Here is a 14,394-nt window from a genome sequence, read left to right as displayed (position 1 = left end):
TTATGCATTCGGCACGAACGCCGTGACCTCGATCTCGACCTTGGCCCGCTCGTCCACGAGACCGCCGATGTAGAGCAGCGTCGAGGGCGGGAAATTGCGTCCCAGCGTTTCCTTCCAGGCCGCGCCGATGCCGGTACCGGCGGCCTCATACTCGCTGCGGCTGGTCAGGTACCAGGTCAGGCGGACGATGTGCTCCGGGCCGGCGCCCGCCTCGCCCAAAAGCTTGATGATCCGTTTCAGCGCAGTCGCAACTTGCGCCGCCATGTCGGGCGCGTAGTTGCCGCTCTCGTCGCCGCCGGTCTGCCCGGCCAGCACCACCCACTGCCCCGGGCCGTCGACCAGGACGCCATGGGAAAAGCCGCGCGGTTTTTTCCACTCGGCCGGCTGCAAGATGCGCATGAGCGAAGACCTCCCGATTTTCTCGTCGTTCGCTGACGCCTTAGCACACTGAGCTGCATCGCTGCATCCGCAGATTTGACCGTTGCAAACGGCGTCGATGTCGCTGATACCGGCTTTCCCCTCAGGTACGATTTCCCGCACTCACACCTATGACGACGACACCGTCCAAATCGATGGCTGCACTTTGGATGGCCGGCTGGCTCGCGCTGATGCTCGTCATGGCGGTTGCCGGCCGCGAGACCACGAGCGAGCTCAACGTCTTCCAGATCATGGAAGTGCGATCTGTGATCGGGTTGTTCCTGCTTCTGCCGATCATCTACCGCGCCGGCGGCTTCAAGGCGGTCGCGACCAAACGCCTGCCGCAGCACCTCGCGCGCAACGGAGTCCACTATTTCGCGCAGCTCGGCTGGTTCTACGCGCTGGCGCTGATCGGGATCGGCCAGGTCGTCGCGATCGAATTCACCATGCCGATCTGGACGGCACTGCTGGCCGCAACTTTCCTGTCCGAGCGCATGACCGTCTGGAAGATCGCCGCCGTCGTACTCGGCATCGTCGGCGTCGTCATGATCGTGCGGCCCGCCACCGGCGAGATCAATCCGGGCCAGCTGATCGCGCTTGGGGCCGCGATTGGCTTCAGCATCTCCATGATATTGGCGAAGTCGCTGACCCGGACCGAAAGCGCATTGTCGATCCTGTTCTGGATGATCGTCGTACAGATGGTCGTCGGCCTGCTACCTACGCTGTACGTCTGGACATGGCCGTCAGCCTCCATGTGGGGTTGGCTCTTCGTCATCGGGGTCTGCGGCACATTCTCGCACTACTGCCTCGCCAGCGCGCTCCGGTACGCGGATGCGACCATCGTGGTGCCGATGGACTTCCTGCGGGTTCCGCTCACGGCAACCGTCGGCTGGCTGTTGTATTCGGAGCGTCTCGACACCTTGACCGTACTGGGCGCGGCGCTGATCCTGTGCGGTAATCTCCTCAATTTAAGGCCGCCATCAGTGGTTCCAGCCCGCGCGCGGTGAACCTCGCGCCGCCTCGCGCGACAAAACGAAGTGGCCGTGTGATTTGGATCACGTTGGGGAAGCATTCCATCGTGCACATTCGGCCACACAGCAGCGGGTTGAACGCAGCGGACCGCCGTTTTGGTGGCGCGAAGTCGGGCACTTCGTGTAGGTTCGTTGCCAATTTGTTGCTGCCTGCAATTCGATTCTGGGGGATTTCAGAATGCGCTATCTCACCCTCCTCGCTTCGCTGATGTGCATGGCACTGTCGATCAGTGCTGCGAAGGCTGACCGCCGCGTCGCCTTCGTCGTCGGCAACGGCTCCTACAAGAACGTCGCGCAATTGCCGAACCCGCCGATCGACGCCAAGGCGATGGCGGCGACGCTGCGCAATGTCGGCTTCGAGGTGATCGAAGGGTCCAATCTCAGCCGCGACCAGATGACGGAGAAGCTGCTCGATTTCGGCCGCAAGGCGCAGGGCTCCGACATCGCGCTGTTCTATTATGCCGGCCACGGCATTGCCGTCAGCGGCACCAACTATCTCCTGCCTGTCGACGCCGACATCAAGTCGGAGATGGACGTCAAGCTAGGGGCCGCCATCAACATCGACCTGACGCTCGAGCAGACCATGGGCGACGCCAAGGTCAAGCTCGTCTTCCTCGATGCCTGCCGCGACAATCCGTTCGCCGCCAAGATCAAGTCGAACTCGGCGACCCGCAGCGTCAACGTCCAGAGCGGTCTCGCCGAGATGAAGTCCGGCGAAGGCACGCTAATCGCGTTCGCCACCGGCCCTGGCCAGACCGCGCTCGACGGCCAGGAGGGCAACAACAGCCCGTTCACCCGTGCGCTGATCGACAACATCACCAAGCCCGGCGTCGAGATTCAGCAGGCGATGACGTCGGTGCGCGCTCAGGTCAATGAAGAGACCCGCAAGGGCCAACTACCCTGGGGCCACACCAACCTGACCGGCTCGGTCTATCTCAACCAGGCCCCGGCAACGCAAGTCGCCAACGCGGCGCCGACTGCGGCCGGCACCGTGCCGGCGGCAACCGGCGGCGGCTCGGACGGTGTCGAGCTCGAATATTGGCGCTCGGTGAAGGAGTCCAACAAGCCGGAAGAGCTCAACGCCTATCTCGCCGCCTATCCGAACGGTCAGTTCAAGGCGCTGGCGCTGGCACGCCTCGCGGCGATCAAGAGCGGCCCCTCGACCGCGACCCGCACGCTCAACGCTGGTATCGATCCCGCGACCTTTACCGACGAGGCCACTCAGCTCACCGAAGACCAGATCGGCCTCGACAAGAACCAGCGCCGCGACGTGCAGCGTCGCCTCACCGGCCTCGGCTTCGACACCAAGCAGACCGGCGTGTTCAGCGACGAGACCCGCGCGGTGCTCAAGCGCTGGCAGGCCGCGCGCGGCTATCCTTCGTCCGGCTACCTCAATAAGCACCAGCACAAGGCCCTGCTCTCGGAGATCGTGGCCGCACCGCCGACCGCCAGCGATAACAGCCAGAAAGCGGCTCGGCGTGCCAGCGCCCCGGCGCCCAGCAGCGCGCCGGCACCGGCTCCCCAGCGCAGCAGCCCCGGCGATGCTGCCGGCGCAGCCTTCGTGGGTGGCGTCGTCGGCGGTATGATGGGCGGCATGTTCCGCCGCTGAGGCAGGACGGCAGCTTCAAAACAAAAGCCCGGCTCGCGCCGGGCTTTTTCTTTGGTACGACGGTGTCGCAGCATGCTCCGTCATTGCCAGGAGCCCTTGCGACGAAGCAATCCAGGCTGTCACCGTGGAAAGATTCTGGATTGCTTCGCGGAGCCTGTCATCGGGCGGCGCTCCGCGCGGACCCGTTGGCTCGCGATGACAACGTTGGCTACGACTTCCCCGCGGCCTTCCGCAGCGCCTCGTTGATGCGGTCCTGCCAGCCCGGCCCGCCCTCCTGGAAGAACTCCAGCACGTCCTGGTCGATCCGCAGCGTGACCTGCTCCTTGATGCCGGGAACGGCGGTTTGCTTGGGCGGCGCCACGGCGACCTTGGCCGTCACCTTCTTGAATGCCGCCTCGGCCTCCGTTCTGGCATCGCCCAGCGTACGCGGCCGCCTCGGTTGATCCGCCATGTCCTAGATCCCCTCAAATAGAGCCGTGGAAAGATACCGCTCGGAGAAGGACGGCACCACCGCCAGGATGGTCTTTCCCGCAGCTTCGGGGCGCTTGCCGATCTGAAGCGCGGCCGCGATCGCGGCGCCCGAAGAGATGCCGCCCGGAATGCCTTCATGCCGCGCCAGCGCGCGCGAGGTCTCGATTGCCGTCGTCGAGTTGATCTTCACGATCTCGTCGATCACGGAGCGATCGAGGATGTCGGGGACGAAGCCGGCACCGATGCCCTGGATCTTGTGCGGGGTGTGCTGGCCGCCTGAGAGCACCGGGCTCTCCTCCGGCTCGACCGCCACCACCCGCAAGGAAGGTTTGCGCGGCTTCAGCACCTGGCCGACGCCTGTGATGGTGCCTCCGGTGCCGACACCGGCGACGAAGATATCCATGCTACCGGCCGTGTCGTTCCAGATCTCTTCCGCCGTGGTGCGGCGGTGCACTTCGGGGTTGGCGAGATTCTTGAACTGCTGTGGCATCACCGAGTTCGGCGTCGTCTTCAACAGTTCTTCCGCGGCGGCAATGGCGCCGTTCATGCCTTGGGCTGCCGGCGTCAGCACCAGTTCCGCACCGAGAAAGGCCAACATTTTGCGCCGCTCGATCGACATCGACTCCGGCATCACCAGTTTGAGCCGGTAGCCGCGCGAGGCCGCAACGAAGGCAAGCGCGATTCCGGTATTGCCGGAGGTCGGCTCGATCAGCACGGTGTCGGGCTTGATGATGCCCGCGTTCTCCATGGCGATGATCATGGCCGCACCGATGCGGTCCTTCACGCTCGCGGCCGGATTGAAATATTCAAGTTTTGCCAAAATGGTCGCGTTCACGCCGTGCATGCCGGGCAGTCGTTGCAACCGCACGATCGGCGTGTCGCCAAAAGCATCGACGATCGAGTCATAGATCCGGCCGCGGCCGGGTTGGTGCGCTGCACCCGTCTTGGACGACGCGTCCATGATGAACTCCCTGTGGCAACAATCTGCGCTTTCACGGCTCTCGCGCAGTTACGGACAGCTTGCAGCGACACGCAAGCGACAATGCGGCACATGTTAAATACGCTGCATCGCAAAATCACGTGAGCTGCAAATATTCAGAAAAGCAACGCATTTGTGTTGCGACCTCGTCAACTGATTCTGCTTATGTTAGACTTAGGTCTCAAAGCAGGGAGGTCACCACGATGTCAGCAGCTGCTGAAGTGTTGTCGACCGTCGCGCTGAACCGCTATCCGCGTTGCAGCGAGTTGCCTACCTGTCCGGTCTGCGCCGACTCCATGGTCGCCGCCGAAGCATCTGCCTACGTCTCCGACCACGTGATCAGCTATCTCTGGACCTGTGACAATTGCGGCTATGGCTTCGTGACCAAGCATGCCGTCAAGCAGCGCTTCGTCTGCAATTAATCTAGCGCGGGGCTATGTCGCCCCTCGTCCAGTCCTCGCGCGTACGCTGATAGAACTCCTCGAACCTTCCCTGTGCGACCGCGTCCCTGATGCCCTGCATCAGGGATTGGTAATAGGCGACATTGATCTCGGACAGCAGCATCGCCCCCAGCGTCTCGCCCGCCTTGACGAGATGATGCAGATAGGCGCGCGCGCAGCTCCGCGTCGACGGCCATGAGCTCTCTTCATCGAGCGGACGCGGATCGTCGGCGTGGCGCGCGTTGCGCAAATTGACCTGGCCGAAGCGCGTGAAGGCGACCCCGTGACGGCCATTGCGGGTCGGCATCACGCAATCGAACATGTCGACGCCGCGCTTCACTGCCTCGAGGACGTCGTCGGGCGTGCCGACGCCCATGAGGTAGCGCGGCCGCTCTCTCGGCAGCAATGGTGCGGTCTCCTCGATCATCGCCAGCATCACCGCCTGCGGCTCGCCGACGGCAAGGCCGCCGATCGCATAGCCGTGGAAGCCGATCTCGACCAGGCCTTGCGCGCTGGCATGGCGAAGCTGCGGCACGTCGCCACCCTGCACGATGCCGAACAGCATGTAACCGGCGGGCGCGCTCGCGAAGGCCCGCTTGCTACGCTCGGCCCAGCGCAGCGACAGGTGCATCGCCCGCTCGATGTCGTCACGCTCAGCCGGTAGCCGCACGCATTCGTCCATCTGCATGGCGATATCGGAGCCGAGGAAGCGCTGCACCTCGATCGAGCGCTCCGGCGACAGCTCGACCTTGGCGCCGTCGATATGCGAGCGGAAGGTGACGGCGTGCTCGCTGACCTTGCGCAGATCCGCCAGCGACATCACCTGGAAGCCGCCGGAATCCGTCAGCATCGGCCCGTTCCAACCGGTGAATGTCTGCAAGCCGCCAAGCGCCGCAATCCGCTCGGCCCCGGGCCGCAGCATCAGATGATAGGTGTTGCCGAGCACGATGTCGGCGCCGGCGTCGCGCACCTCGCGCCAGTGCATGCCCTTCATGGCGCCCGCGGTGCCGACCGGCATGAAGGCCGGCGTTCTGACCGTGCCGTGTGGCGTGGTTAGGCGCCCGGTGCGCGCGGCGCCATCGGTGGCGAGCAATTCAAAGTGATTGGGAAGATCATTGTCGGGATTCATGGCGGTGCTTATTGCGTGTCGGAGAAGGCCGATCAACCCGCGCGAACCAGGCCAAGGCTGGCTTGTGCCTCAGACTGGGACACAATTGGAGCGGATATTGGTGCCAATTGCTCTTGTTAAACAAAACGATACAGTGTAGTTTTATCCTGGGGCTGGACGAGATTGCCGCGGCGAATTTGCCGGCGGCGGTATAAGCGTGATCGCCAGCCACCGACGATGCCCCTCCCTTCAAGTTCGACCAATATTCCCGGCCTCTCGCAGGGCTGGATTGGGCGGATCGGCGCCCGCCTGGGCGCAGTCCTGGTCCTGACGTGCAGCCTGGCGCTCGGTGCCTGCACGTCCCTGCCCCGCACGCCCTATACGGCCGCCGAAGCCAGCACATCGCGTGTGCTCGATATCGATGGCCTCCGGCGCTACGCCGACGAGCCCGTCACGAAATTCAGCTTCGAGAAGGACACCGCGACCAAAACCTATCTGGCGCTATCCGGCGGCGGTGCCGACGGCGCCTATGGCGTCGGCGTGCTGAACGGCTGGACCGCAGCCAGAACCCGTCCCACCTTCTCGGTCGTCTCGGGTGTCAGCACCGGCGGCCTGATCGCGCCGTTTGCGTTCCTCGGCTCGCAATATGACGACACGCTGAAGGAAGTCTACACCAGCGGCATCGCGGAGAGCCTGCTGAACGATCCCAGCATCGTGCGGGTGCTGTTCGGATCCGGCCTGTTCGGCAACACGCGGCTGCGCGAGCTCGTCGCCCGCTATGTCGGGCCCGAGATCATGGCGCAAGTCGCTCGCGAAAATGCCAAGGGTCGGAAGCTGCTGATCGTGACGACCGATCTCGACACCCAGCGGACCGCGATCTGGGACATGGGCAAGGTCGCCGCGGTCGGAACGCCCGAGGCGCTAAAACTGTTTCGCGACGTGATGGCGGCTTCCGCCAGCATTCCCCTGGTGTTTCCGCCGATCATGATCGACGCCGAAGGCCAGGGCCGCAGGTTTCAGGAGATGCATGTCGATGGCGGCGTGACGGCGCCGGTGCTGACACTGCCGGAAGCCCTGCTCTTCCAGGGCAGCCGCCTGCCGGGCAACGCGAAGATGGACATCTACATTCTCGTCAACAAGAAAATCGAACGCAATTTCGAGCTCGTCTCCAACAGCACCATCGACGTCGCCTCGCGCAGCCTGTCGTCGATCACCCAGTCGCAGACGCGCTCGATCATCTTCTCGACCTATGATTTTGCCAAGCGTAACCGCCTGGGCTTCCATCTCTCCTATATCGCGCGCGACTATCCGGCAGCGCCCTCGGAAGGATTCGACACTGCCTATATGCAGGCGCTGTATCAGTACGGATATGACAAGGCGGCGTCCGGCCAGGCCTGGACATCGACGCTTCCGTGATCCCTCGTGACGGAACGAGGCCATACGGAAACCGTTGACGATACGGCCAATTCGGCCAGATTCGCCATGACGCCCCCGCTCCCGCGCGATATAGAGCGAATGACTGATATCACGACCGCGCAGGAATCATTGGGCATGGGATTGACTGCGACCAAGACAAGAACCGCCTCGCCACGGCGCGAGGTGCCGAAATCACGCGGCGGCCGGCCGACGAAGACCGCCGCCATCGAGCGCGATCAGCGGCTGATCGAGGTCGCCACGCGCCTGTTCCTGGATCGCGGCTTCGACGCAACCTCGCTCGACGCGGTTGCGGAAGCGGCCCGCGTCAGCAAGCCCACCGTCTATTCCCGCTATGGCGACAAGCGCGGCCTGTTTGCCGCCGTGCTGAGGCGCGAGATCGCGCGCTGGCTTGCGCCGCTGTCGGCTGCGGCAGAGACGCAGCTCTCCAGCGCTGCGAACATCTCGGTCGAGCAGCGGCTGATCGAGATCGGGCGCGAGATGCTGACGTTCACCTGCGGTCCCGACGCCGTCGCCTTCAGCCGCATGATGACGTCACAGGCCATCAACTTCCCTGACGTCGCCAAGCTCGGCAAGGAGGAAGGCTGGCTCAAGGCCGTCGCCACCACGGCGCGCTTCTTCGACCATTTGGTGGCACAAGGCGCACTCGATGTCGAAGACACCACCATTGCAGCCGAGGTGTTTCTCGACGTCGTCGTCGGTCACACCCACCGCATGGCGACGTTCGGAACGGCGCTGGAGATGAAGGCCGCGGAAAAGCGGATGCGGGCGGCGATCAAGCTGTTCCTGGCCGGCGCGTTGGGACCCGCCGACCGCATCCAGAGCGCCGCAAAGAGCACGCAGCGGCGCCCGTCCCGCTGACAATTCCGTGAGCGCGCGATCTATCCCCCAGGGAACCACGGCCGTGCCGTTGACCAAAATAAAACGATACGGTATGGTTTAGTTACAAGGCGAGACGGACCGCTTTTTCACCAGCCCCAAAGAGGTCCGTACCGCTTCGATCGTCGCGCCGGGTACAGCCCGGTGCGGCGTTCGGCGGCCGACCGGTGCCCAAGGTCGGCCGCGAATTCTTTACGATCATCCGGCACACTCGCTGGCCGAGGGTTTCGAGCATGACGACAGCCAAACGATGGACCTCGCAACTGCTTACGATCGCCTTGCCCGCGCTGCTCCTCGCCGCACCGGCACAGGCGATTGTGACCGCGGGCACGCCGACCGCGCTTCACAGCGACACAGATAGTGATGCTGAAGCGGACCGCCAGGCAGTCAGCCGCGAGATCGAACGCTTCCGCAGCTCGTCGATCTCGATCAGCCAGGCCATGGCAATCGCGGAAGGCCGGCACGCTGGCGCCACGACGGCGGATGTGAGTTTTGACGGAGCCTCCGGTGTGCCGGTCTACCGGGTGAAGACCCTGCACAACGACCGGATCTGGCGCCACACCATCAATGCTGCGACCGGCGAGCTCGTCGGCGGCGAAGCCGCCCTTCCGCTCGCCGAGCTCGACCTTGAGGACCGCAGCAACCTCGCAGCGCTCGGTGCGATCAGGCACCGCCTCGCGGATGCCGTGCGCGTCGCCGAACGCGCGGCTTCGGGCAAGGCGATCAGCGGCGGGCTGGTGCGCGAACGCGGCCGGCTCAATTTCGCGATTATCGTGATCAGCGGCGACGACCTCAAGGAGGTCATCCTGGAGCCGCCGGGCGCACGGGCCAAATAGCGGCAGCCCCGGCACCAACCGGGGCGAAAAGCCATTGACGGCTGCAAGACTCTCCCGCATAAGTCGCCGCCATGTTCACGACCACCAAACGCACGACCAAAACCACCACGGCCTCAGGGGCCCGGGGAGGCGTGCGCGCGTAGGTCGTCGACTTAAACGCATCAACTCTACCGAAGCCCCGCCCTCGATGGTCCGGGGCTTTTTTGTTGTCTGAATTCTCAATGCAATGGAGGACAAAGTGAGTAACGATCCCGTCGTCGCGATTGTCGGCGTTACCGGTGCGGTGGGCGCCGAATTCATCGCCACCATGGACAAGCGCGGCTTTCGCGCCGGTAAGCTCAGGGCGCTGGCGAGTGCCCGCTCGGCCGGCAAGACGGTGTCATTCCGCGGGCAAGAAGTCGTCATCGAGGAATTGACCGAGCGTTCCTTCGAGGGCGTCGACATCGCCCTGTTCTCCGCCGGCGGCAGCATCTCGAAGAAGTTCGCGCCGATCGCGGTCAAGGCCGGCGCGGTCGTGGTCGACAACTCCTCCGCCTTCCGCATGGACCCGAACGTGCCGCTGGTGATCCCCGAGATCAACGCGAACCGCATCCGCGATCACAAGGGCATTATCGCCAACCCGAACTGCGCCGCGATCACCGCGCTGGTGCCGCTGTGGCCGATCCACCAGAAGAATCGCATCAAGCGCGTGATCATCGCGACCTATCAGGCGGCTTCCGGCGCCGGCGCCGCCGCGATGGAGGAGCTCGTCGAATCCACCCGCGCCAATCTCAACGGGCAAGTCTATACGCCCAGGGTGATGCCGCACCCCTACGCCTTCAACCTCTTCAACCACAACACGGCGGTCGATCCTGACACCGGCTACAATGACGAAGAGACCAAGGTCATCAAGGAGACCCGCAAGATCTTCGAGGACGAAACCATTGCAGTCGGCGTCACCTGCGTGCGCGTGCCGGTGCTGCGCGCCCATTGCGAGGCCATCACCTTCGAATGCGAGAAGCCGATCACCGAGGATCAGGTCCGCGCCATCATGGCGCAGGCGCCCGGCGTCAAGGTGGTCGACGACCGCGCCAAGAACTACTTCCCGATGCCGATCGACGCCTCGGGCCAAGACGACGTCCTGGTCGGCCGCATCCGCAAGGATCTCAGCGACGCCAGCGGCCATTCGATCTCGATGTTCGTGGCGGCGGATCAGCTGCTCAAGGGCGCCGCGCTCAACGCGGTGCAGATCGCCGAGCTCTTGCCGCAGCGGGTGACGGCATAACCGGTATCGTAGGGCGGGCAAAGGCGCGCAAGCGCCGTGCCCACCACTTCCCTCGCGCAATCAGGAAAGATGGTGGGCAGGCTTCGCTTTGCCCACCCTACGGCTCTGCCCGAAACAACAAGCACGCATCCCCGTACGAATAAAACCGATAGCAGCTCGCGATCGCGTGCGCATACGCTCGCTTCATCGTCTCCAGGCCAGAGAACGCCGACGCCAGCATGAACAGCGTCGACTTCGGCAAATGGAAATTGGTCAGCAGGATATCGACGGCGCGGAAGCGATAACCGGGAGTAATGAAGATCGACGTCTCCGCTGCGAACGGCTGGATGCTGCCGTCCTCCGCGGCGGCGCTTTCCAGCAGCCGGAGTGACGTGGTGCCGACGGCGATGATGCGGCCGCCGTTCTTGCGCGCGGTGTTGAGCCGCTCTGCGGTCTCGGCCGAGATCGTGCCCCACTCGGGGTGCATCTTGTGGCCTTCGGTATCGTCCACCTTGACCGGCAGGAAGGTCCCTGCCCCGACATGCAGCGTGAGGCGGTTAATGCCGACGCCGCGGTCGCGCAGCGCCTGCTCCAGCGCCGGGGTGAAATGCAGCCCAGCCGTCGGCGCGGCGACGGCGCCTTCGTTCGCCGCGAACATAGTCTGGTAGTCGGCGAGATCCTGGTCGTCAGGCGTGCGCTTGGAGGCGATGTAGGGCGGCAGCGGCGGGCTGCCGAGATCGGCGATGGCCTGGTCGAGCGCGGGACCGTGGAACGAGAACGATAGCGTCACCTCGCCTTCACTGCCCTTGGCTTCAACTTCGGCGTCGAGATGGCCGAGCAGGCAGACCTTGCCTTCATTGCCGAAGCGGATGCGGTCGCCGGCTGTGAGCTTCTTCGCCGGCTTCACCAACGCCTGCCAGCGCGAGCCGTCGAGGCGCTTGATCAGCGTCGCCTCGATCCTCGGCTCGGTCTCACGCCCGATGCGACGGCCCCTCAGCTGCGCCGCGATCACCTTGGTATCGTTGACGACGAGCTGGTCGCCTGGCTTCAGCCATTGCGGCAGGTCAGAGATGGTTTGGTCGCGCAACGCGCCATTCTCGACGACCAGCATCTTCGCGGAGTCGCGCGGGCTCGCCGGGCGCAATGCGATGCGCTCGGGCGGCAGGTCAAAATCAAAGAGATCGGTGCGCATGTCTCAGAACTTGTCATCGCCCGCGCAGGCGGGCGATCCAGTACTCCCGATCGTAGCCGTAATCGCCGCTGGTGATTACTGGATGCCCCGCCTGCGCGGGGCATGACACCGACAAATCCGCTTATTCCTTATCCGCCGCCATCCGCGCTTTGACGATCTTGTCGGGGTTCTGCACGGGCTCGCCGCGTTTGATCTTGTCGACGTTCTCCATGCCCTCGGTGACCTTGCCCCAGACGGTGTACTGGTTGTCGAGGAAGCGGGCGTCGTCGAAGCAGATGAAGAACTGGCTGTCGCCGGAGTCGGGATTGGCGGCGCGCGCCATCGACACGGTGCCGCGCACATGCGGCTCCTTGTTGAACTCGGCCTTCAGCTTCTTGCCGGAGCCGCCGGTGCCGGTGCCCTGCGGGCAGCCGGTCTGCGCCATGAAGCCGTCGATCACGCGATGGAATACGATGCCGTCGTAAAAGCCCTCGCGGACCAGCTCCTTGATGCGCGCGACATGACCGGGCGCGAGATCAGGCCGCATCTCGATGGTGACGGGGCCCTGCGTGGTCTCGAGGATCAGGGTGTTTTCGGTGACGCTCATGCTCGTCTCTCTTGCGTTGGGGGTGAAGTCTTCCGGGTGCGGAACTGGATCGCGAATGGACGCCCCGCGGCGGCGCCAGCCATTGCATCGGTAAATGGCACCGGCGTGCAGCGTTGCAACGTTTCCATCACCGCGATCCGGTATTGCAGCCGGTCATTGTCGGAGGCCTCCGCGGATTCGTAGGTAATCCGCGGATGGCCCAGAATGTTTCCGGCCCGGTTAAAGCTCACGACGACGGTAATGTCGAGTGGGCGCGCCTTGGCCGGCGGCGGCGGCTTCCAGCAGGTGCGCAGATGCCGGAAAATGTCCTGGATGGTGTTGACCTGCGCGTTTTCGGCGGCCGCACTGGAGATGCCGAGCAGCAGCATCGCGGCAACCAGCACGAGCTTGCCACCGCGGCGCGCCATCGTCCTCTCCTACTTGACGTCGGATGCGACCTGCACCTTCACCATCTTGTCGGGATCGGTGACGGTGCCGCCGGCCGAGCCGGGCGGTGCCTTCTTCAGCTTGTCGACGACGTCCATGCCCTGCACGACCTCGCCGATCACCGTGTACTGGTTATCGAGGCTGCCGCCGCCGGCGAACATGATGAAGAACTGCGAGTTGGCGCTGTCGACGCTGTCACCGCGCCGCGCCATCCCGACGATGCCGCGTGCAAAGTGCACCTTGGAGAATTCCTGCTTCAGGTTCGGGTATTTCGAGCCGCCGGTGCCGTTGCCGTTCTGGCCGTCGCCGGTCTGCGCCATGAAGCCGTCCATCACGCGGTGAAACGGCACGTTGTTGTAGAAGCCCTCACGTGCGAGCTGCTTGATGCGCTCGGCGTGCTGGGGCGCGATGTCGGTCCGGAGCTTGATGACGATGCGGCCCTTGGTGCTGTCGATGACGATGGCGTTGGCCTTGTCGAGGTTCGCCGGCAATTGCTGCGCCACCGCCGGCACCGCGAACACAAGCGCGGCAAGAACTGCGAGAATTCGGATCATGACAACTCCGGTCAGATGAGAGAGGAAGCGCGCCGGTATCAGGCGAATTTTGCCTTGAGCTGTGCCGCAACCAGCGGCGGGACGAAGGCCGAGACGTCTCCACCCATGCCGGCGATCTGGCGCACCAAAGTGGCGGTGATCGGGCGAACTATGGGAGAGGCCGGCAGGAAGACCGTATGCACCTCCGGCGCCATGGCCTCGTTCATGCCGGCAAGCTGCATCTCGTAATCAAGGTCGCTGCCGTCGCGCAGACCCCGGATCATGATGGTCGCGCCGTGCTTGCGCGCCGAGGTGACCGACAGATCGTCAAAGGTCACGGCTTCGAACACGCAGCCGGCCTGGGCCGCCACCGGCCCGCAGACCTCGTGCAGCATCTTCAGCCGCTCCTCGGTCGAGAACAGCGGCTTCTTGCCGGGGTGGACCCCGATCGCGACAACTAGCTTGTCGCACAGCGACACGCTGTGCCGGACCACGTCCAGATGGCCGTTGGTGATGGGGTCGAAGGAACCGGGATAGAAGGCGATGCGCGGCATGGTCTCCTCCTACCGCGCCCGGCCCGGGCCGGCAAGCCGGGCGGGTTCCCTGGCGGTTTTTCCGCAAAACCATGTCGGAATCCCCCGAATTGTTTCGTCCTGAGGGCGGCCACGAAACAAAGGGCGCAGCAACGAAACCATTTCCCGCTCCGGCGAAGACGTCTGGAAACTGGCCATGGTTACTTATCCAGCCAACGAATGACGGGCCGCACACAAGGCGCAGCGGCCGCATCACAGGGGACTGTCAATGATCAAGGCTCTTTCGGCGATCGCCATCTCTGCATGTGTTGCTGCCGCCCTCACCCTCCTGCCCGGCTTCGCCCCGACGGTCGAAGCCAGCGTGCCGCAGCCGCTGGCGAAGAGCGACCGGCTCGACATCCGCAGCATCGGCAAGGACTGCTCGCAGCAGGCCTGGCCGAACTTCGAAACCTCATGCCTGCGCCGCGCCGGCACCAAGGCCGATGTCCGTGAGGCACGCCTCGTGACCGCCGATCGGACCCCGTAGTCGGATCTGTCAGTTTCACGTCAGCTAGTCCGCTATCAACCCAACACAACCCCATGGATATTTGCGACGTCTCGTCGCAGACTGCATGACGCTCGCGCCCGTCGGAATGGCCCGCCGGGCGCGTTTCCATCGGGGGTCGCCATTGTCCAGT

17 protein-coding genes are annotated in these 14,394 nt (G+C 64.3%); 8 read left to right on the top strand and 9 right to left on the bottom strand.

Going from position 1 to position 14,394, the window contains the following annotated elements:
* A complete protein-coding gene (locus ACR9YP_RS24645) occupies positions 1–399 on the bottom strand; it encodes a RidA family protein (protein WP_474217369.1) in 399 nt (132 codons plus the stop codon).
* A gap of 149 nt (positions 400–548) precedes the next feature.
* On the opposite strand from ACR9YP_RS24645, the gene ACR9YP_RS24640 reads away from it, so the two are divergent.
* Together ACR9YP_RS24640 and ACR9YP_RS24635 are read left to right on the top strand one after the other, a co-directional pair.
* A complete protein-coding gene (locus tag ACR9YP_RS24640) occupies positions 549–1,424 on the top strand; it encodes a DMT family transporter (RefSeq protein WP_438108245.1) in 876 nt (291 codons plus the stop codon).
* A 202-nt stretch (positions 1,425–1,626) separates the two neighbouring features.
* On the top strand, positions 1,627–3,057 hold the full coding sequence (locus ACR9YP_RS24635; RefSeq protein ID WP_474217368.1) for a caspase family protein: 1,431 nt from the start codon (positions 1,627–1,629) through the stop codon (positions 3,055–3,057).
* Between the two features lie 208 nt (positions 3,058–3,265).
* Here ACR9YP_RS24635 and ACR9YP_RS24630 read toward each other — a convergent pair whose 3' ends face one another.
* Both ACR9YP_RS24630 and cysK read right to left on the bottom strand, forming a co-directional pair.
* The gene (locus tag ACR9YP_RS24630) at positions 3,266–3,508 is read right to left on the bottom strand and encodes a BrnA antitoxin family protein (protein WP_091897797.1); all 243 of its coding nucleotides are present in this window, start codon (positions 3,506–3,508) and stop codon (positions 3,266–3,268) included.
* Between the two features lie 3 nt (positions 3,509–3,511).
* The gene (gene cysK, locus ACR9YP_RS24625; RefSeq protein WP_474217367.1) at positions 3,512–4,489 is read right to left on the bottom strand and encodes a cysteine synthase A; all 978 of its coding nucleotides are present in this window, start codon (positions 4,487–4,489) and stop codon (positions 3,512–3,514) included.
* A 221-nt stretch (positions 4,490–4,710) separates the two neighbouring features.
* On the opposite strand from cysK, the gene ACR9YP_RS24620 reads away from it, so the two are divergent.
* Positions 4,711–4,929, top strand: coding sequence for a hypothetical protein (locus ACR9YP_RS24620; RefSeq protein ID WP_370987247.1), 219 nt, complete (start codon positions 4,711–4,713; stop codon positions 4,927–4,929).
* A 1-nt stretch (position 4,930) separates the two neighbouring features.
* Here the strand turns inward: ACR9YP_RS24620 and tgt are convergent, their stop codons facing one another.
* A complete protein-coding gene (gene tgt / locus ACR9YP_RS24615; RefSeq protein WP_474217366.1) occupies positions 4,931–6,076 on the bottom strand; it encodes a tRNA guanosine(34) transglycosylase Tgt in 1,146 nt (381 codons plus the stop codon).
* A 216-nt stretch (positions 6,077–6,292) separates the two neighbouring features.
* Between tgt and ACR9YP_RS24610 the strand changes: the two genes are divergently transcribed.
* From ACR9YP_RS24610 to ACR9YP_RS24595, 4 genes are all read left to right on the top strand, one after another.
* A complete protein-coding gene (locus ACR9YP_RS24610) occupies positions 6,293–7,471 on the top strand; it encodes a patatin-like phospholipase family protein (RefSeq protein WP_474217365.1) in 1,179 nt (392 codons plus the stop codon).
* A gap of 135 nt (positions 7,472–7,606) precedes the next feature.
* Positions 7,607–8,350, top strand: a complete 744-nt coding sequence (locus ACR9YP_RS24605; protein WP_474221110.1) for a TetR/AcrR family transcriptional regulator — start codon at positions 7,607–7,609, stop codon at positions 8,348–8,350.
* Positions 8,351–8,601: 251 nt separating this feature from the next.
* Positions 8,602–9,204 (top strand): PepSY domain-containing protein, encoded by a 603-nt coding sequence (locus ACR9YP_RS24600; RefSeq protein ID WP_474217364.1) that lies wholly within the window; start codon positions 8,602–8,604, stop codon positions 9,202–9,204.
* A 226-nt stretch (positions 9,205–9,430) separates the two neighbouring features.
* A complete protein-coding gene (locus tag ACR9YP_RS24595; protein WP_474217363.1) occupies positions 9,431–10,468 on the top strand; it encodes an aspartate-semialdehyde dehydrogenase in 1,038 nt (345 codons plus the stop codon).
* Between the two features lie 97 nt (positions 10,469–10,565).
* On the opposite strand, the gene queA is transcribed toward ACR9YP_RS24595, so the two are convergent.
* From queA to coaD, 5 genes are all read right to left on the bottom strand, one after another.
* Entirely contained in the window at positions 10,566–11,639 is a 1,074-nt protein-coding gene (gene queA, locus ACR9YP_RS24590; protein ID WP_474217362.1) for a tRNA preQ1(34) S-adenosylmethionine ribosyltransferase-isomerase QueA, read from the bottom strand.
* 121 nt (positions 11,640–11,760) lie between these two features.
* Positions 11,761–12,225, bottom strand: coding sequence for a peptidylprolyl isomerase (locus ACR9YP_RS24585; RefSeq protein WP_474217361.1), 465 nt, complete (start codon positions 12,223–12,225; stop codon positions 11,761–11,763).
* The gene (locus tag ACR9YP_RS24580) at positions 12,222–12,632 is read right to left on the bottom strand and encodes a hypothetical protein (RefSeq protein WP_474217360.1); all 411 of its coding nucleotides are present in this window, start codon (positions 12,630–12,632) and stop codon (positions 12,222–12,224) included. The genes ACR9YP_RS24585 and ACR9YP_RS24580 overlap by 4 nt, the downstream gene beginning before the upstream one ends.
* A gap of 9 nt (positions 12,633–12,641) precedes the next feature.
* A complete protein-coding gene (locus tag ACR9YP_RS24575) occupies positions 12,642–13,205 on the bottom strand; it encodes a peptidylprolyl isomerase (RefSeq protein ID WP_474217359.1) in 564 nt (187 codons plus the stop codon).
* A 38-nt stretch (positions 13,206–13,243) separates the two neighbouring features.
* Positions 13,244–13,738 carry a pantetheine-phosphate adenylyltransferase gene (gene coaD, locus ACR9YP_RS24570; protein ID WP_474217358.1) on the bottom strand — a complete coding sequence of 165 codons (495 nt, stop codon included), beginning with the start codon at positions 13,736–13,738 and terminating at the stop codon, positions 13,244–13,246.
* A gap of 247 nt (positions 13,739–13,985) precedes the next feature.
* Between coaD and ACR9YP_RS24565 the strand changes: the two genes are divergently transcribed.
* Positions 13,986–14,243, top strand: a complete 258-nt coding sequence (locus ACR9YP_RS24565; RefSeq protein WP_474217357.1) for a hypothetical protein — start codon at positions 13,986–13,988, stop codon at positions 14,241–14,243.
* Positions 14,244–14,394: the final 151 nt, after the last annotated feature.

Source organism: Bradyrhizobium sp. BR14999 (assembly GCF_056106085.1).
The sequence above is the reverse complement of the archived record's forward strand: the minus strand, read 5'-3'. Positions and strand labels throughout refer to the sequence as shown.